Below are 17,334 nucleotides of genomic sequence, written 5' to 3'. Positions count from 1 at the left end.
ATCATCCCACCGGTTCACCGATCAGCGACCCACCCGCGCCCTGCAGCTGCGCACGGAGTTCGGGGGTCAGGATCTGCCCGACGCGGTCCACGAGCATCGTCATCTCGTAGGCCACCTGGCCGATGTCGCAGTTTGGCGCCGCGAGGATCGCGAGGCAAGATCCGTCGCTGATGGACATCAGCACCATGATGCCGAGCTCCATCTCGACCACGGTCTCGTTCACCGCGCCCGCCTCGAAGCAGCGGGCCGCGCCCTGGGTGAGGCTCACGAGCCCGGAGGCGACGGCGGCGAGCTGGTCGGCGCGGTCGAGCGGCAGGCGGTTGGAGGCCGTGAGGAGGAGCCCGTCGGCCGACACCACCACGGCGTGCGCCACACCCGGGACCCGTTCGGCGAAGTCGTTGACCAGCCAGCCGAACTGGTTCTGCTGCGGCTGAGCCGTACTCGGCGAGGTCATTCACCCTCCAGTGTTTCGTGGTTGGTCTCAGTGGCCTGCCCAGTGCGGTGCCGGCCGCGCTGGATGCCCTGTTGGAAACTGCTCAGGCGGCCACGCACGTCGTGCGCGTCGCGGGTCGGACGAGGGTTCGCCGCTCCGGCGGGCGGCGGAGCGCTCCCGGGGAGCAACTGCTCCCCGCGGCGACGCCGGGGCAATCCTGCCGAAGTGAACGAAGAGGGCGTCGACTGGGACACCGATTGGACCGTCCGCCAGCCCTCGTCGGACCCGAAAGCCCACTCCGTGGCGGGTGTCCCGGCCGCGGCGGCCTCCAGGTTCGCCACCGCGGCGGGCACCTGGCCCGGGTCGACGGCCGGCGGTCCGGGCGGCAGGTTGCTGGCGGCGGGCCGCCGGGTGGGCAGGGCCTCGGGCGCCGCGGGGCGGCCGGGCACCTCGCCTTCGGGGCGACGCGTCGGGCGCGGGGTGGGCGACGGGCGGGTGGCCGTGCCATTGCCGTTGCTGCCATTGCCGTTGGTCTCGCTCGGGGTCGGCCACCCGCCCTGCGGGTCGAACGCGGGCGGCACCGGCTGGTCCACCGCGGGCTCGGGCTGAGCGGTGCGGGCCGCGCCGAACGCGCTCGCGACGCCGTGACGGTCCGGCCGGGTCTCGTCGTCCTGCTCGCGCTCGGCCGCGGGCGTTTCCGCCTGGGCCGCACCGAAAACGTTCGCGACGGCCGGGCGGTCGGTCACGGCCTCAGTGGATTGCCCAGTCTGCCCGGTCTGCCCGGTCTGCTCGGCCTGCTCGGCGGCGTCCGCCGCGGCCACCGCCGCGTCGAGGGCACCGACGAAACCGGGGTACTCGGCCGTGATCTCGTTGTCTCCCACCGGACCCTGCTGGTCCGGACCACCGATGCCGAACGCGTACGCGACGCCCGGGCGGTCCGCCGGGGTCTCGCCGGCCTGCTCGGCGGCCGGGCCGAAACCGGGGGCCGCGAACCCGGTGCCGGGCTCGCCCTCGAGGCGGTTGAGCGCCGTGGCGCCCAGACCCTGCTGTTCGGCGACCGGATCGACGACCCCGTCGCGGACCTGCTGCCGGCCACGGTTCACCCCGCGCTGGAAGCTGGTGAGGCGACCACGGACGTCGGCCGGGTCGCGCACCGGCAGGCCCGGCGTGGCCGACTCCGCGGCGGGCAGCTGGTCCGGCGTCGCACTGCCCGGCATGAGCTGCTCGCCCCGACGGCGGCGCGGCAGGCCCGCCTTCGTGAACGCGGTGGGCTCGACCTGCGAGGCGGCCTGGACGGTGCGCCAGTTCTCGTCGCTCGCGAAGTCCCAGTTGCGCTCGTCCTGCTCCGGCGTGGTCACCGGGGCGACGCCGGGCTCCGGCTTCGCCACGTCGGCCGGCGGCTGCTCCCCCGGCTTCGGCTCGGTCTTCGCGCCGGCCTTGTCGTCGGTGTCCGCACTGGACTCGCCGGACTCGCCGGGCTTCGCGACCGGCTCGGCCGCGGGCTGGTCTGTACCGGTCTTGGCCGGCGGCTCGTCCGCGGGCGGCGCGGGCGAGCGGAACCAGACCGAGAGCATCTCGTCGAAGATCGGCGTGTTCTCGATCGTCGTCTCGGCGGCCGTGGGCGGCGGCACCTCCGACACCTTCTGCGCCGCCTCGTTCCACCACTCGCTCAGGGTGGTTCCGTTGGCGGAGAACAGGTCCTTGCCGGAGGGGAGCTCGCGTGCGCGCTCGTCGGCGGGCTCCGGGCGCGCTTCGGGCTCGGGCTCCGGACGCGGCGGCGGCACGTCGACGATCTGCGGCAGCTGCGGCAGCGGCGGCTTGGCCGGCGGCGCGTCGTCGCGCGGAATCGGGCTGAACAGCGCGGTCCCGGAGATCTCGAGGTTCGACGGCGGGCGCACGCCCGGGTCGACGGTGTGACCGTTGGCGAACCCCGCGAGGTCGCTCGCCGAGGGCCACAGCTGCTGCTCGTCGGCCCCCTGGTTCGGCTGCTGCGGCACGAGCGGGCGGTCCACGGCCGGGCGCGCCGAGCCGTTGACCGGGCGCTGGCGGCGCGGCAGGCCGCCGGGGCTCGCGGGCGGCGCGGCGACGCTACCGAACGGACCGGCCTGCTGCGGCGGGTTCTCCAGCGCGGCACCGGTCATGACCAGCTCAGGCGGGACCACCACGGTGGCCCGCACGCCGACGATGTCCTTGCCACCGTGCAGCGAGACGCCGATGCGGTGGCGCCCGGCGAGGCGGCCGACCACGAACAGGCCCATGCGGCGCGAGGTCGCGAGGTCGACCGAGCCGGCCTCGGTGAGGCGGCCGTTGGCCTCGACCACCTCGTACTCGTTCATGCCGATGCCCTTGTCGAGGATGTCGACGTTGAGCGAGCCGTCGTCGGCCAGGCGCGTCGCCACGGTCACCTGCGTCTCCGGCGCGGAGAACGCGGTGGCGTTGTCGAGCAGCTCCGCGACGAGGCGCTGGACGTCGCTCGCGGCGAACCCGACGATCTTCACCGCCGGCGGTTGCTGCACCGAGACCCGTTGGTACTGCTCGATCTCCGACACGGCGGCGCGCAGCACGTCGTGCGCGGCCACGGGCTGACCCGAGCGGCGGCCCGGCTCGGCGCCGGAGAGGACCATCAGGTTCTCGTTGTTGCGCCGCATCCGGGTGGCGAGGTGGTCGAGCTGGAAGAGCGTGGCGAGCTGGTCGGCGTCCTCCTCGTCGCGCTCCAGCCGCTCGATCAACTGCAGCTGGCGCTGCACGAGACTCTGGCTGCGGCGCGAGAGGTTGACGAACACACTGCTGTAGCCCGCGCGCATCGCGGCCTGCTCGGTCGCGAGCCGCAGCGCCTGGCTGTGCACCTTCTCGAACGCGCGCGCCACCTCGCCGATCTCGTCGGCCGCCCGCACGGGCACCGGCTCGACCTCGACGCTCTGCGCGCGGCCCTCCTGGATGTTGCGGACCGCGGCGGGCAGGTCCTTCTCCGCGACGTCGAGCGCGCTGCGGCGCAGCGTCCTCAGCGACCGCAGGATCTGGCGCGTGATGAGGAAGACGACGGCCGCGGCGGCGACCATCGCGGCGAACAGCAGCACCGCGAGCAGACCTGCGCTGCTGCTGGCGTCCTCGACCAGCGCGGCGGACGCGGCCGTGGCGTCGGCGCTCATGCGGTTGCCGACCTCGGAGAGCTGGCCGACCACCGCGTTGGACGCGTTGTTCCACTCCTGCGACTGGACCTGCGACAGCCCCTGGTCGCTCGTGGGGCCCTGCTCCCCGAGGACGATGCCGACCATGCGCTTGCGGTCGTAGGCGGTGTCGGGCTTGAGCGTGCTCTCGAGGTCCTGGCGCTGCGGCGCGGTGGAGGCCGCGTTGAAGTCGTCGATGCGGTCGTCGTAACGCAGTTCGGCGTCGCGGACGTCGCTGAGCTGCTGCGCTTCCAGCGTGTGCTGGTCGATGCCGTAGGACACCAGCGCCTGGCTGACCGAGACCTGTTCCTTGGCGGCCTCGAGGTCGTGCAGGGCGTTCGCCGTGCCACCGAGCGCGTCGGCGCTGGCACCGGCGGCCACCGCGGTGTCAGCGCCGATGAGGGCACCGGTCACGGCGTTGTAGTCGCCCACCGCCTCGGCGGCGTCGAGCAAACCGGCGCCGACCTGCTGGCGGATCACAGCGATCTCGTTGACCTGCGCGGTCGCCGAGTTCACGGCACCGGACACACTGGACTCGGATCCGCCGACGCGGTTCGCCGCCGTGATGAATGGTTCGACCGCGGCGTCGGTGGCCGCGCGGGCGGCTTTCAGCTCGGGCGTGACGCCTGCGGTGCCCGCGGTGAGCTGCGCCGCGGTGAGCGTGCGCTCCTTCTGCAGGCCGTCGGTGAGGTTGCGCAGCTGGGTGCTCAGGCCGACCAGCTTGTCGATCCGCTCGTAGTCATCCGAACGGCTGACCTGTCCCACGATCGCGGTAATGCCCAGCACCAGCGCGAGGACGATGGGGACCAGCGTCACCGCCGAGAGCTTGACCGGAATGCTCCAGTCACGCCAGCGCAGCGCCGCTCGCCAGCCCGAGGACCGGCTCGGTCGCCGGGGCGGGCGGCCGAGCAGCTTCTCAACGGGCACCTGGCCATCTCCTGCAACGGTCACGAAAGTGACTCCCTGTCCCGCGTCGTGGCTGCTCGTGGGTGGCTTCCGGTGCTCCCGGAATGGTCCACGGCATTCCGCCGACCCGCGCGATCGACCCCGTGAGGACACGACCGTGCAGACCTCGCACCGTGATCACCGGCGTGCTGCTTCCCGGGACTTTGCACGTGCACGGCGCAAGTTGCGTACTGCACGGCGGTGGTCGAGGTCAACTTGTCTGTGCCTATCGATCGCTGCGGTCAGCTGGGCCAAAGAATCGTACACCAATCCCGGCCGGGGATATTGTCTTCCGCTTCGCACGGCTGACCTGGGAAAAGTCGATTCGGCCCAGGCCGCGGGCCGGGGATTGGACCCCGGGCGGGGCCGAAGAGGGAATTCCGGTTACCGGTTGCTCCGGGTCACGGCGTCCGGCGGTCACCCGATTAGCCCACGCAGGGTAGTCGGATCTCTCAGAGGATCTACGCTCCGTGCCCCCATCGGGTGGGCCACCCCCAAAGATGAACCCGATGTTGTGGTCTGGCAGCAACTCGCCGCCCGACCCGGTGATTTCTTTCGCGATCCGTCACCGGCCTGCGAATCCTCGCCCCGACCCCACCAGAGGGACGCCGGACCGGGGCGCCGGCCCCGCATTTTGACTACCCCGTGTCACGGTATTCGTCCGATCATTGTCCGCAACTCAACCATTTGCCGCAGCGTTCCTCAGCTGCGACAACGTGGCGTGACATAAGCTCTCACTATTACGAGTGATCTGTTCGTGATCTTCATTGAAGGTGTCGTTTTCGCACATTTCCAGCCGGAAAACGAATTCCGGAGACCCTTCCGGAGAACCGGCTTTTTCTCGGGCGAGACGCCGTCGTTACTATGGCCGCCTCCCAGTCCGCAAGGGCAGACCGGGTGCCGCTCGAACGAGAGGCCCCGACCCGGCCACCGCCACGGACGCAAGTTGCCGGAGGCAGCCATGCACAACGTCGCGAACACCCCCGCGGCGAGCACCCCGCTCGAGGAGACCGGACAGCTGCCGGCCATGTTCGCCCGCGAGGGCGTGGAGCCGCCGCCGTCGACCCGGCGCGGTCCCGACTACGACCTCATCCAGCGCAGCCCCGAGTTCACCGCGCTGCGCCGGCGGTTCCGCAGATTTGTGTTCCCGATGAGCGCCGGCTTCTTCGTCTGGTACCTGACCTACGTGGTGCTGGCCGCGTACGCGAACGGCTTCATGAGCACCCGCGTGTTCGGGCTCGTCAACGTGGGCATGCTGCTCGGCCTCGCGCAGTTCGTGACCACGGCGCTGATCACGCTCGTCTACGTCCGGTTCGCGAACCGGGAGGTGGACCCGCGGGTCGCCGAGCTGAGGGAACGGGCCGCCGTGACGGAAGGAACCCGCCAGTGACCACCACCGAGCTCGCCGAGAGCGTGCCGGCGAGCAACCCGCTCGTGAACACCGGGGTGTTCGCGCTGTTCGTCGCGATCACCCTGTTCGTCGTGTACCGCGCGGGCCACCGCGGCAAGAAGACCACCGCCGACTACTACGCGGCCGACAGCGCCTTCACCGGGCGGCAGAACGGCATCGCGCTCTCGGGCGACTTCCTGTCCGCCGCATCGTTCCTGGGCATCGCGGGCGCCATCGCGATCCACGGCTACGACGGCTTCCTGTACTCCATCGGCTTCTTGGTCGCGTGGCTGGTCGACCTGCTGCTGATCGCCGAACTGCTGCGCAACACCGGCCGCTTCACGATGGGCGACGTGCTGAGCTTCCGGATGAAGCAGCGCCCGGTACGCGCGGCGTCGGCCACCTCGACGCTCGTGATCTCGTTCTTCTACATGCTCGCGCAGATGGCGGGCGCCGGCGGTCTCGTCGCGCTGTTGCTCAACGTGCACTCGCGGCTGGGCCAGTCGCTGGTCATCGGGGTGGTCGGCCTCGTGATGGTCGTCTACGTGCTCGTCGGCGGCATGAAGGGCACCACGTGGGTGCAGATCATCAAGGCGAGCATCCTGCTCGTGGCCGCCACGCTGATCACCGTGTTCCTGCTGGGCAAGTACGGCTTCAACTTCTCCAACCTGCTCACCGCGGCCACGGACAACAGCCCGATGGGCACCAGCCTGCTCGAGCCGGGCGGCTCATACGGCGGCAGCGGCACCACGCGCCTGGACTTCGTGTCGCTGTCGCTCGCGCTCGTGCTCGGCGTCGCGTCGCTGCCCCACGTGCTGATGCGCTTCTACACCGTGCCCAACTCGCGGGAAGCGCGCCGCTCGGTGGTCTGGGCCACCGTCTGCATGTTCGTGTTCTACCTGTGCACGCTGGTGATCGGCTTCGGCGCCGCGGCGCTCGTGGGCACCGACGAAATCAAGGCCGCACCCGGTGGCGAGAACTCCGCGGCCCCACTGCTGGCCCTGCACATCGGCGGCACGCTGCTGCTGGGCATCGTCTCGGCCGTCGCGTTCGCCACAATCCTCGCCGTGGTGGCGGGCCTGACGATCACCGCGTCCGCCTCGTTCGCCCACGACGTCTACGCGAACATCTTCAAGCGCGGCGAGGCCGAACCGGCCGACGAGGTCCGCGTCGCGCGCCTGACCGCCCTGGTCGTCGGCGTGATGGCAATCCTCGGCGGCATCCTCGCCAACGGCCAGAACATCGCGTTCCTCGTGGCGCTCGCCCTGGCGGTCGCCGCGTCGGCCAACCTGTCGACGCTGCTGTACTCGCTGTTCTGGAAGCGGTTCAACACCACGGGCACGCTCTGGAGCATCTACGGCGGCCTCGCCGCGTGCCTGATCCTGGTGCTGTTCTCCCCGGTCGTGTCCGGCGCCGCCGACTCGATCTTCAAGAGCGTGGACTTCCACTGGTTCCCGCTCAAGAACCCGGGCCTGGTCTCGATCCCGTTCTCGTTCCTGTGCGGCTTCATCGGCACGATGGTCGGCCGCTCGAAGGCGGACGAGGCCAAGCACGCCGAGATGGAGGTCCGGTCCTTGACCGGCATCGGGTCTTGACGGACTTGCAGCGGTGAGAGGGGGCGCGTCCCGGATGGGGCTCGCCCCTTTTTCTTGTTGGGACGACAGCGATCACCCGGCGCGACGCAGCACCTCGACCACGCCGTCGTCGACAACAACGCGGTAGCCGTCATCGGCCAAGTGAGTGAGCTGTTGTTGCTGCTGCGCTGCCGGCGCGGGCCACGGTACGAACGGCTTGGCCGCGACGATCCACTCCGGTAGCCGAGTGCGGTCGGACAGGGGAAACAACATGACGGTGTCGCGGTTCGTCAAGTGGGGCGCCAGACGGTTGCTCGCCGCGACGAGGACGCCGTCCGGAACCCGGGCGAGAGCGTCGTTCACCAACCGGATCTGAGCGCTGGTCCACAACGGCTGAGGTACTTTCGGCACGAGGTGCAGCACTGACCAGGCTGCCATGGCGCTTGCACACACCGGCACGAGGCCGGACGTGATCACCGGCAGCCGGGCCCGGGCGCGTAGCCGGCCGAGACCGTCGAGTGCGGCGAGGAAAATGATCGGCACCAGGACCGCGTCGTAGTGGAACCCGGTTTGCCAGTAGAGGGTGTCAGAGGACGCGAACCTCCACGCGAGTGTCGGCAAAGCCAGGATCGCAAGCGGCGAGCAGACAGCCAGCAACGCTGTCGGTGCGAGCAGCACCAGGAGTGTCACTGCCTTCGTGAGAAGTCCGGCACCGAGCGCAGCCGCGTCGAACTTGTCGCCGAACGCGTAGTGACCGGACGCGCTGAGCGCCGGCAGCACGACGAGCACCACCAACGCGCTGGTCCCGATGCCGACGAGGACGGTCATACTCCCGAGCACCAAGCGACGCTTCAGGACGAGATAGACGCCGACGGCCGCGACGGTGACCGGAAGATCTTCCTTGACGAGAATCAGGGGCAGCGCGCACAGCACCGCCGCGTTCCACCGCCCCGAGAGCAGGTGTTCTCCACAGAGGGCGACGAGCGGCACCGCGAAGCAGATCTCGTGGAAGTCGAAGCTCGCAGCCGTCAGCAGCCCGTAGGAGAGGACGTACCCCACCCCGGTGACCGTCCCACATCTCTGACCCAATTGGCGGATCGCACATCGGGTGACCGGGATTGCCGACGTGGCGAGCAGCAAGGACTGAACAACCAGCAGGGTTTCCGGCCCACGCCATAGTGCGTAGAACGGGACCAAGACGACCAGGATGGGGTGGAAGTGGTCGCCCGGCAACAGATATCCCGGCGCGATCAAGTCCGAGACCGGCGATCTGCCCTCTGTGTAGCTCCGAACGGCTTGTTCGAAGATACCGAGGTCGTAACCTCCGGTCTGGAACTCGGCGTGCCGGAGCAAGGCCCAGCCGGCATACCCCGCGAACCCCACCGCAGCGACGAGCACCGGTGTCAGCCGGGCAAGACGAGGCCGGGTCGCTGAGCCTTCAGTCGCGAAAGCGGAGGACAAAGCCGAACCCGTCGTCGCAGCAGCCAGCCCCTCGGACTCCACCTCCCGGCTCAGGCCGGCGTTCGCATCGTGAGAAACCGGCAGCCTCGGATGCTGTCTGTCGCGCCGGTGACAATGACCCGTCCGGTGGGCACCGCCCATTCCACCGTCGTGAACCCCCTGTCGCTGACGGCACTTCCCGTTATTGCGACACCGTCCACATTCACCTGCATCGACTCGGGCTGAACGTCGTGCAGATTTCGGAGGAACTCCTGCGAGCGCGCCTGCTGCGGCATGCGATCCTCGTCGCCCGGACGAGCGAAGTAATCATTGTTCAGGAGAAACTCCGAAAGCGTCGTCCGCGCGACATTGCCGAATGTTATGCGCGGACCATCCGCACCGTGGTCTCGCACATTTCGAACCTGAAGAACTCGCGCAAGCGCTTGATCTCGATAGATCACGTCGAGAAACACCGGGAAACCGTCGATCCGGTCCAGCCCGATCCAAGAATCCACAGCATTCTCAACGCGTTCGGCGACCACGACGGGCGCACCGAATTCGGTCAACTTTTCCTGTGGGGTGGGGGGTCGACCCACTCGGTCGACCCCCACCGTTTTCACTGAACATAAAATTCATGCTATCAGCAGACGCGGATCATGACAGGACAACGGCATCCGCCTGCGGGCCCCCGGAGAAGCAGACACGCCCGTCGCTGAGCAGCACACTGCTGTAGGGAGTGTCGAGCGTGAATTACGCGGGACCAGGCGCCAGGCCTCGCACTTCACGCTGCCCGTCCCAGTGGTTCTGACCTGTTCCGATGTCGAAGTTCACCTCACTGGCGCCGCCTTGATCCACCAGTGTCGACCCCCAGTTGCCGCCCACGACAGTCCCGTTGAGCGCGAAGCCGGTCACCGCATTGAGTGATCTCGGAAAGCCGTGGTTCTCGATTCCGATGTAGGACATGCCGCAGTCACCCGGCATCTCGACACAGGTTTGCACCGACTTCCGGTCAGCCCTCGCGACACATTGCACGCCATTGACGTCGGTTGCCACCTCGAATCCGTGAGCCTTGGCCACGTCGGCCCGGAATCCAACCTGCTTCAGGCTCGCCTTCGAGATCGAAGTTCGAGCGGCTTTGACCGAGGCGCCGGCCGGCGCGACACTGACGGAAAGAACAACCAGCGCACCCGCCAACAACAAACTGATTCGCTTGATAGACACCATGACTCCCCACCTCAGGTATTAACAACCCAATCAGGGCGCCAAGAAGTAAAACAGCCGAGAACAGTGCACGACTGTCATGGAATTAAGTCAAGCCCCTCACCGAGCCCTCGGAACCAGTCTATCGAAAGGAAGAATTAGGGCAACGAATCGAATGGGTGATAACGCGAACCATGCGACTACGGGGCGCGAAGTTCACCCGCGCAGGCCGTCCATCATCACCTTCATCAAGCGGGCCGCGTCCTCCTCCGAGGCGTTCTTCGCGGCCGTGCCGATGCCGTGGCCGAGGCGCAGGACGTCGATGCCCGAGACGTCGGCTCGGACGTCACCGGTGGCCTGGGCCGCGGCGACCAGGTCGCCGCACGCGGTGCGCAGGCGGGTCTGGCACCAGAGGAACGTCTCGGAGCCCGAGTCGATCGACGCCTTGAGCAGGGCGGCCAGGCCGTGGCGCTCGATGACGTACGCGACCTGCTCCCCCAGCCACGCCTGGAGCGCCTCCCACGGCGGCAGCTCGGCGGTGAGCACGGCGGCGCGCGAGGCGAGCTGGTCGATCTCGTCGCGGTAGACGGCTTCCATCAGCTTCTCGCGCGTCGGGAAGTGGCGGTAGAGCGTGCCGGCGCCGACGCCGGCACGCTTGGCGATGTCGTCGAGCGGGACGTCGACGCCGTGTTCCGCGAAGGCGTCCTTCGCGGTCGCGACGATGCGGTCGTAGTTCCGCTTCGCGTCCGCCCGCATCGGCCGCGCTGCCTCCGCCGTCATCCACGCACCTCCTCGCACCCGGCTCCCCAGAAAACGGAGAGATTCTCCGAATTCCCTTGCGGAACCGGAGACGCTCTCCATATTATCGCGGACGCAACCAAGTGGAGAGTTTCTCCACTTACTTCGTCCCTCTCTGGGGAGTCCTCCTTTGACCGAGTTGACCGAGCGAACCTCGTCGACCGAGCCTAGGCCGAGACACCGGACCGCCGCGTCCGGGCTCGTCCTCGCCATCGTGCTGACCTGCCAGCTCATGCTGATGCTCGACGCCACCGTGATGAACGTGGCGCTGCCCCGCATCCAGTCCGACCTGGGCTTTTCCGCCACCGGCCTGTCGTGGGTGATGACCTCCTACAGCCTCGTGTTCGGCGGCCTGCTGCTGCTCGGCGGACGCGCCGGCGACCTGTTCGGCCGCCGCCGGATGTTCGTGCTGGGCACGGCCGTGTTCACGCTCGCGTCGCTGGCCGGCGGGCTGAGCACGTCGGCCGGGTTCCTGATCGCCGCGCGCGTGGCCCAAGGCGTCGGCGCCGCGATGGCCGGGCCGAGCACGATCGCGCTGATCACCACCACGTTCACCGAGGCCAAGGCCCGCGTGCGCGCGCTTTCGCTGTTCTCCGCCGTCGCCAGCGGCGGGTTCGCGATCGGCCTGATCGTGGGCGGTCTGCTGACCGAGTGGATCTCGTGGCGGGCCGCGCTGTTCATCAACGTGCCGTTCGGGCTGGCCATCGCCGTGCTCGCGCCGCGGTTCGTGCCCGCGCCGCCGCGCCGGACCGCGCACCTCGACGTGCCCGGGGCCGTGCTGGGCACGTTCGGCGTCGCGTCGCTCGTGCTGGCGTTCACCCACGCCGCGTCCGACGGCTGGGGCGCGCCGCTCACGCTGGCCACGCTGACGGCCGGGGTGGTGCTGCTGATCGCCTTCGTGCTGCTGGAGCAGCGCGTGGCCCATCCGCTGGTCCCGCTGTGGCTGTTCGCCGAACGCAACCGCGCAGCCGCCTACGCCAGCTTCTTCCTCGGGCCGATGGCGATGATGTCGATGTTCTTCTTCCTGACGCAGTTCCTGCAGGACGTGCGCCACTTCGCCGCGCTGGCCACCGGGTTCGCGTTCCTGCCGATGGCCGCGTCGATCTTCACGATCAGCCGGCTCATACCGCGCCTGCTCGCGCGCTTCGGGCCGAAACCGCTGGCCGTGACGGGCACAGTACTGATGGTCTCCGGCGTTGCGTGGCTCTCGGTGCTGACGCCGGACAGCGGGTACGTCGCATCACTGCTCGGGCCACTGCTGCTGATGGGCGTCGGCGGCGGGCTGGCGTTCTCGCCGCTCAACGTGATCATCATGTCCACCGTGCCCGCCGAGGACGCGGGGGCCGCGGGTGGCGTGCTGCAGACCATGCAGCAGGTCGGCAGCACGCTCGGCCTCGGGATCCTGGTGACGGTGTTCGGCGCGGCGACGCGTTCGGCCGCGGCTTCCGGAGCAACCGGCACGCCGTTGCTGGTCGACGGGATGACGGCCGCGTTCCTCGCGGCGAGCGGGCTGGCCGCCCTCACCGTCGGGGTCGCCTTGACCTTCCGACGAGGGAAGGCCGTGACGGCATAGAAGATGCCGGCCTAGAAGATGTCCTTGCCCGCATGCACCCGGTGCGTCACGCGGCGTTCGACGATGAACGAGACGAACGGGACACAGCCCGCGAGCAGTACGAGGATCGTGCTCTTGATCGACCAGCGGGCCTTGATCGCGAGGTCGATGCTGCAGGCCAGGTAGATCATGTAGAGGACGCCGTGGATCGGCGAGTACACCGCGGCGGGCGTGGCGTTGCCGAAGCCGTACTCGATCACCATCGTCGCGCACAGCACGAGCAGGCCGACACCGGTGATCCACGCGGTGGTGCGGAACCGCACCAGGGCTCCGTTCAGTCGCGCCGGGCGGGTCTGGGCCGCACCGTCGGTGCTCGTGGTCATGGGTTCGTCCTCACTTCCGAGGTGATGGTTCAGGCCTGCTGGTCGCGGGCGTTGAGCTCGCGCAGGTAGCGGTTGTACGCGGCGAGCTCGTCGTCCTCTTCGGCCACGGGCCGGGGCGCCGGGGTACGCGCGGGCGTCGAGACTCTTGGCGCGGGCACGGTCACCCGGGCCTGCTCGGCCTGGGCCTCGGCGCTCTCACCTTGAGTCTCTTCCCGTTCGCGCAGCTTCTTGATCCGCCAGAACATGAACGCGGGGAACAGCCCGAACAGCGGCCACTGCAGCACGTAGCCGAGGTTCTGGAACGTGCCGTTCGCGGAGGTGAACCGGTCCCACTGCCACCACGCCAGCCCGCAGCACAGCAGCAGGCTCACGACGCACGTCGCGGCGATCAGGAGCCTGCGCCCGAGCGGGGACACGGCCGGGCCGGAGTTCACTGCCACGGCCCTGACGCTAGCACTGGGAACCGGGGCCGAAGCTGAGAGGCGGGCCCGCACGTGGTCCGCCTCTCAGCCGGTGACCTCGCGGTTCGCACGGATTTCACACCAGCGGGAATGCGGGCCGGCCCGGATTTCGGACGAACGGGTCTCAGCCGGCCCGCACGGCCTTCGCCGACTGCGCGTACCCGTCGGCGAGGCCGAAGACCTTCTGCGCGTATTCCGTGGAGTTGTTGTACGACAGGATCCCCGACCACCAGCCCGACGGCGTGGCCATGTCGCGCCCGCCCGCGCAGAGGTAGCGCCCCGCGGCCAGCGCGGCGTCGTCGATCTGCTGTGGGTCGCCGAGACCGTCGCCGTTGCCGTCGGCCGCCCACTTGCGCCAGGTGCTGGGGATGAACTGCATCGGGCCGACGGCCCGGTCGGCCACGGCGTCGCCGTCGAAGCGGCCGCCGTCGGTGTCACTGATGGCGCGCACGCCCGACGAACCGTCGAGCGGGACGCCGATGATCGGCTTGGACGGGCGGCCGTCGGCGCCGAGCACAGCGCCGCCGTACTGGCCGTGGTTCGACTCGATGCGGCCGATGCCGGCGAGCGTGGCCCACGAGATGCGGCAGCCCGGGTCGGCCGAGCGCATCGCGAGCTCCGCGTTGCCGTACGCACGCAGCGCCCGCGCGGGCACCCCGGTGACGGCGGCGACTTTCTTGGCCCAGTCGTCGAGCGGGTCGGCCGTGGAGTGCACCGACTGCGGGGTGGTCTGCTGGTCGGCACCACCCGCGACCACGGCGCTGACGGGAGCGATCGAGCCCGGCCGCACGTCGGCCGCCTTCACGCTCAACGCGGGGATGTCCGTCGTGGTCGGGCTCGCGACCGGTGCCGACGCCCGCGTGATGAGCCACGTGCCGCCACCCGCCACCGCGAGGACCACCAGAACCACCGCGAGCCGCACCGCCACGGCCGCGCCCCCTCGGGCACGGCGTCGGGCAGGTGCGGCTTCGACTGTGGTCTCGGCAGCGGTCTCGCCGTCGACGTTTCCGGTGAGGGGCACGAACTCCGGTCCTCCAGCGTGGCGGTCGGTCGATCACACAACGAGCCCGCGCAGGTTAGCGTTACGGACAAGTTCGGATCGCTGCCGCCACGCCGGTTCACCCGGCCGTGTCGAAAGGGTGGTTCAGGCGGACTTCTGCTGCCGCGCGAGACGCGCGACGCACCAGGCCGGGGCGCTGCCGCGACGCAGGTGCTGGAGCACGGTCATCGGGCCCAGCCGGCGGCTGAGGTCCGAGGGCCGCAGGCCAGCCGCGCGGTAGTCGAGGGCCCGCTGGTCGAGCGGGCTGATGCCGGCGTCCCACCACAATTCGGCCTCGGCGACGTCGCCGACCATCTGCCACCAGCCGGCGGCGGCCACGAGCAACTCATCCGGGACCTCCGGCAGCCGGACCCGCATGGCGTCGAGGTAACCGGGGTCCGCGGCGTCGACCTGCGCCCAGCGCGAGGGACCGGACCGCGCGCGCTGACCGGGGATGCCGGGCGGAGCCTGAGGCGCGTCGGCCAGCCAGGCGGACGTGATGCGGTTGACCTCCTGCTCCTCGGCGGTCTGCTCGCGCTCCGCGGCCCACTGCCGGATCAACGCGTCCACTCCGGGATCTCCGGTCATCCCTGCCTCCTCATTGGTCCCCGACGGGCCGGCCCTGACGCCTGCCCCGTTGCGCGTCCACGACTTGCACCCAATGCGCGTGACCGAGCGGAAAAAACCCGCTGTGACCCGGCTCCCGGGGGACCGGAGAACCGGCTGATCACGCAATGTGAGCACCGTAGGGCCGGGCCCGCTTTCTGCGCCATACCCCAGGGGCCACAAATTCCTTGACCAGGCCCTTTTAGGGGGCAATCCACCCGGATGGTCGAGCGATCAGCCCGGATCCCAGAATCGCGTTACTCTGGGTAATTACCGGCGGGTAACGAGACCTGCGGTGATCATGCGAACAGGGTCTGGAAGAACGTGATGATGGCCTCGGCGCCGTCGCGCAGCCAGCCGAGCACCTGGTGCACGAGGTTGGCCGACTGGGTGGGCTGGGTGATCAGGAAGAACAGCACGAGGACGACAACCCCGATGACCACGATCTTCTTCACGCCGCCTGACATGGCACCATCCAATCCGCTCCCCGGCTTCACGACAGCTCGTGCTCGCTCACTCTAGTGACGAAGGGCCCGCGAGGCCCGCTCGGCAATCGCTCAGCGGGACGCGTGTCACGACCGGGTGACCCCGGCCCGATCGAGTGAGCCGGCGCCGCGGCGCCGCCCGCTAGGCTGCCGCGATGGACGACGTGGTGCTCCGCCCGGTGCGCGAATCCGATCTCGACCTCCTGGAGGCGCTGATCAACGACCCGGCCGCCGCGGGCGAGTTCCAGTGGTTCGGCTGGCACGACGCCGGCTACCTCCACCGCCGCTGGCGCGACAACGCCGTCCTCACCACCGAGGGCGGCCTCCTCGTCCCGACACTCGGCGGCGCCGTGCTCGGGCTCCTGTCGTGGCACCGCTCCCGCTCGGGGCCCAGTTCGTACTGCTGGAACATGGGCCTCGTGCTGCGCCCGGAAGCCCGCGGCCACGGCCACGGCACCGAGGCGCAGCGCCTGCTGGTGCGCTACCTGTTCGCGCACACGCAGTTCAACCGCGTCGAGGCCAGCACCGACGTGGACAACCGCGCCGAGCAACGCTCGCTGGAGAAGGCCGGCTTCACCCGCGAGGGCGTCCTGCGCGGCTACGGCTTCCGCGACGGAGCCTGGCGCGACAGCGTCGTCTACTCGGTGATCCGCTCGGACCTCGAACCGCGCTGAAACGCGGCCCGCTCCCCCGTGGTTCACCCTGCGCCGAGTAGTCCGTCAGGCGATGGCGCCCGCCGTGCGGAGGGCGGCCAAGTCGGCGGCGGCGAGGCCGAGGTCCGCCAGCACGTCCGCCGTGTCCGTGCCCGCTTGGCGGGGCGCGTGGGGCGTCGAAGGCGGCGTGCGGTCGAAGCGCGGCGCCGGGGCGGGCTGGACGGTGCCGCCGATGTCGACGAAGGTGCCGCGCGCCGCGTTCTGCGGGTGGGCCCACGCTTCCCACGGCGAGAGCACCGGCGTCAGGCAGGCGTCGGTGCCTTCGGCGCGGGCGACGAGGTCGTCGCGCGTGTGCTTGCCGACGGCGTCGGCGATGAGCTCCCGCAGCTTCGGCCACTGCGTCTTGTCCAGGTGCGGCGGCGGGTCCGCCAGGCCGAGCACCTGCACGAGGTCGCCCCAGAAGCGCATCTCGATGGCGCCGATGGCGACGTACTTGCCGTCGGCGGTCTCGTAGGTGTCGTAGAACGGGGCGCCGCCGTCGAGGAGGTTCTCGCCGCGGTCGCCGGACCACGCGCCGGCGGCGCGCAGGCCGTGCAAGCTCGTGGTGAGCAGGGCCGCGCCCTCGACCATGGACGCGTCGACGACCTGGCCGCGTCCCGAGGACGTCCGCTCGTGCAGCGCCGCGAGCACGCCCATCGCGAGCATCAGCCCACCGCCGCCGAAGTCGCCGACGAGGTTGAGCGGCGGCACCGGCCGTTCGCCGGCGCGCCCGATGGGGTCGAGCGCGCCGGCGATGCCGACGTAGTTGATGTCGTGCCCGGCCGCCTGCGCGAGCGGGCCGTCCTGGCCCCAGCCCGTCATGCGCCCGTAGACGAGCCGCGGGTTGCGCGCGTGGACCACCGAAGGCCCGAGCCCCATGCGTTCCGCGACGCCGGGGCGGAAGCCCTCGATCAGCACGTCGGCCTGCTCGGCAAGCTTGAGCACCACCTCGATGCCCTCGGGCGTCTTGGTGTTCACGCCGATCGAGCGCCGGCCGCGCGCCAGCGGGTCGTTCGGGATGCCGAGCACGTCGGCGCCCGGCGTCGCGCGGTCCACACGCACGACGTCGGCGCCGAGGTCGGCGAGGATCATGCAGGCGAACGGCGCGGGCGCGAGCCCGGCCAGCTCCACCACCTTCAGCCCGCCCAGTGGTCCGGCTTTCACGGCGG

Annotated in this window: 16 protein-coding genes; 5 read left to right on the top strand and 11 right to left on the bottom strand. The window is 70.0% G+C overall.

Annotated features, from left to right (window positions below; all coding sequences use genetic code 11):
- Position 1 precedes the first annotated feature (1 nt).
- Together K1T34_RS30475 and K1T34_RS30470 are read right to left on the bottom strand one after the other, a co-directional pair.
- The gene (locus tag K1T34_RS30475; RefSeq protein WP_220238205.1) at positions 2-454 is read right to left on the bottom strand and encodes a roadblock/LC7 domain-containing protein; all 453 of its coding nucleotides are present in this window, start codon (positions 452-454) and stop codon (positions 2-4) included.
- The gene (locus K1T34_RS30470; RefSeq protein WP_220238204.1) at positions 451-4,527 is read right to left on the bottom strand and encodes a nitrate- and nitrite sensing domain-containing protein; all 4,077 of its coding nucleotides are present in this window, start codon (positions 4,525-4,527) and stop codon (positions 451-453) included. The genes K1T34_RS30475 and K1T34_RS30470 overlap by 4 nt, the downstream gene beginning before the upstream one ends.
- Before the next feature lie 979 nt (positions 4,528-5,506).
- Here K1T34_RS30470 and K1T34_RS30465 point away from each other — a divergent pair.
- Both K1T34_RS30465 and K1T34_RS30460 read left to right on the top strand, forming a co-directional pair.
- Entirely contained in the window at positions 5,507-5,935 is a 429-nt protein-coding gene (locus tag K1T34_RS30465; protein ID WP_220238203.1) for a DUF485 domain-containing protein, read from the top strand.
- Positions 5,932-7,530 (top strand): cation acetate symporter, encoded by a 1,599-nt coding sequence (locus K1T34_RS30460; protein WP_220238202.1) that lies wholly within the window; start codon positions 5,932-5,934, stop codon positions 7,528-7,530. Before K1T34_RS30465 ends, K1T34_RS30460 begins: the two co-directional genes overlap by 4 nt.
- Before the next feature lie 72 nt (positions 7,531-7,602).
- On the opposite strand, the gene K1T34_RS30455 is transcribed toward K1T34_RS30460, so the two are convergent.
- Positions 7,603-9,111 (bottom strand): DUF2079 domain-containing protein, encoded by a 1,509-nt coding sequence (locus K1T34_RS30455; protein ID WP_220238201.1) that lies wholly within the window; start codon positions 9,109-9,111, stop codon positions 7,603-7,605.
- An 89-nt stretch (positions 9,112-9,200) separates the two neighbouring features.
- Here K1T34_RS30455 and K1T34_RS30450 point away from each other — a divergent pair, with 89 nt between their 5' ends.
- On the top strand, positions 9,201-9,572 hold the full coding sequence (locus K1T34_RS30450; protein ID WP_220238200.1) for a hypothetical protein: 372 nt from the start codon (positions 9,201-9,203) through the stop codon (positions 9,570-9,572).
- Between the two features lie 127 nt (positions 9,573-9,699).
- Here the strand turns inward: K1T34_RS30450 and K1T34_RS30445 are convergent, their stop codons facing one another.
- Together K1T34_RS30445 and K1T34_RS30440 are read right to left on the bottom strand one after the other, a co-directional pair.
- Positions 9,700-10,173, bottom strand: a complete 474-nt coding sequence (locus K1T34_RS30445; protein ID WP_220238199.1) for a hypothetical protein — start codon at positions 10,171-10,173, stop codon at positions 9,700-9,702.
- Between the two features lie 192 nt (positions 10,174-10,365).
- Complete coding sequence (locus tag K1T34_RS30440; RefSeq protein ID WP_220238198.1) at positions 10,366-10,929, bottom strand: TetR/AcrR family transcriptional regulator; 564 nt, start codon at positions 10,927-10,929, stop codon at positions 10,366-10,368.
- 157 nt (positions 10,930-11,086) lie between these two features.
- Here K1T34_RS30440 and K1T34_RS30435 point away from each other — a divergent pair, with 157 nt between their 5' ends.
- Complete coding sequence (locus K1T34_RS30435; protein ID WP_370643848.1) at positions 11,087-12,520, top strand: MFS transporter; 1,434 nt, start codon at positions 11,087-11,089, stop codon at positions 12,518-12,520.
- A gap of 11 nt (positions 12,521-12,531) precedes the next feature.
- Here the strand turns inward: K1T34_RS30435 and K1T34_RS30430 are convergent, their stop codons facing one another.
- The 5 genes from K1T34_RS30430 to K1T34_RS30410 all read right to left on the bottom strand — a co-directional run bounded on the left by K1T34_RS30430 (position 12,532) and on the right by K1T34_RS30410 (position 15,455).
- Complete coding sequence (locus K1T34_RS30430; RefSeq protein ID WP_220238197.1) at positions 12,532-12,882, bottom strand: DUF3817 domain-containing protein; 351 nt, start codon at positions 12,880-12,882, stop codon at positions 12,532-12,534.
- Between the two features lie 29 nt (positions 12,883-12,911).
- Positions 12,912-13,322: a hypothetical protein gene (locus K1T34_RS30425; protein WP_255637680.1), complete on the bottom strand. Its 411-nt coding sequence runs from the start codon at positions 13,320-13,322 to the stop codon at positions 12,912-12,914.
- Positions 13,323-13,467: 145 nt separating this feature from the next.
- Complete coding sequence (locus tag K1T34_RS30420) at positions 13,468-14,364, bottom strand: lytic transglycosylase domain-containing protein (RefSeq protein ID WP_220238196.1); 897 nt, start codon at positions 14,362-14,364, stop codon at positions 13,468-13,470.
- A gap of 123 nt (positions 14,365-14,487) precedes the next feature.
- Complete coding sequence (locus K1T34_RS30415; protein ID WP_220238195.1) at positions 14,488-14,970, bottom strand: helix-turn-helix transcriptional regulator; 483 nt, start codon at positions 14,968-14,970, stop codon at positions 14,488-14,490.
- A 317-nt stretch (positions 14,971-15,287) separates the two neighbouring features.
- Entirely contained in the window at positions 15,288-15,455 is a 168-nt protein-coding gene (locus K1T34_RS30410) for a hypothetical protein (protein WP_220238194.1), read from the bottom strand.
- Between the two features lie 173 nt (positions 15,456-15,628).
- Between K1T34_RS30410 and K1T34_RS30405 the strand changes: the two genes are divergently transcribed.
- Positions 15,629-16,147 carry a GNAT family N-acetyltransferase gene (locus tag K1T34_RS30405; protein WP_220238193.1) on the top strand — a complete coding sequence of 173 codons (519 nt, stop codon included), beginning with the start codon at positions 15,629-15,631 and terminating at the stop codon, positions 16,145-16,147.
- 45 nt (positions 16,148-16,192) lie between these two features.
- On the opposite strand, the gene K1T34_RS30400 is transcribed toward K1T34_RS30405, so the two are convergent.
- Entirely contained in the window at positions 16,193-17,329 is a 1,137-nt protein-coding gene (locus K1T34_RS30400) for a CaiB/BaiF CoA-transferase family protein (protein WP_220238192.1), read from the bottom strand.
- Positions 17,330-17,334 lie beyond the last annotated feature (5 nt).

This window comes from Amycolatopsis sp. DSM 110486 (assembly GCF_019468465.1).
Lineage (GTDB): Bacteria > Actinomycetota > Actinomycetes > Mycobacteriales > Pseudonocardiaceae > Amycolatopsis.
The sequence above is the reverse complement of the archived record's forward strand: the minus strand, read 5'-3'. Positions and strand labels throughout refer to the sequence as shown.

Bases quoted from the DNA above. Each gene is read 5' to 3' on its own strand.
- K1T34_RS30475 (WP_220238205.1), bottom strand. From the start codon at position 454: ATGACCTCGCCGAGTACGGCTCAGCCGCAGCAGAACCAGTTCGGCTGG.
- K1T34_RS30465 (WP_220238203.1), top strand. From the start codon at position 5,507: ATGCACAACGTCGCGAACACCCCCGCGGCGAGCACCCCGCTCGAGGAG.
- K1T34_RS30455 (WP_220238201.1), bottom strand. From the start codon at position 9,111: ATGGGCGGTGCCCACCGGACGGGTCATTGTCACCGGCGCGACAGACAG.
- K1T34_RS30445 (WP_220238199.1), bottom strand. From the start codon at position 10,173: ATGGTGTCTATCAAGCGAATCAGTTTGTTGTTGGCGGGTGCGCTGGTT.
- K1T34_RS30440 (WP_220238198.1), bottom strand. From the start codon at position 10,929: ATGACGGCGGAGGCAGCGCGGCCGATGCGGGCGGACGCGAAGCGGAAC.
- K1T34_RS30430 (WP_220238197.1), bottom strand. From the start codon at position 12,882: ATGACCACGAGCACCGACGGTGCGGCCCAGACCCGCCCGGCGCGACTG.
- K1T34_RS30415 (WP_220238195.1), bottom strand. From the start codon at position 14,970: ATGACCGGAGATCCCGGAGTGGACGCGTTGATCCGGCAGTGGGCCGCG.
- K1T34_RS30410 (WP_220238194.1), bottom strand. From the start codon at position 15,455: ATGTCAGGCGGCGTGAAGAAGATCGTGGTCATCGGGGTTGTCGTCCTC.
- K1T34_RS30405 (WP_220238193.1), top strand. From the start codon at position 15,629: ATGGACGACGTGGTGCTCCGCCCGGTGCGCGAATCCGATCTCGACCTC.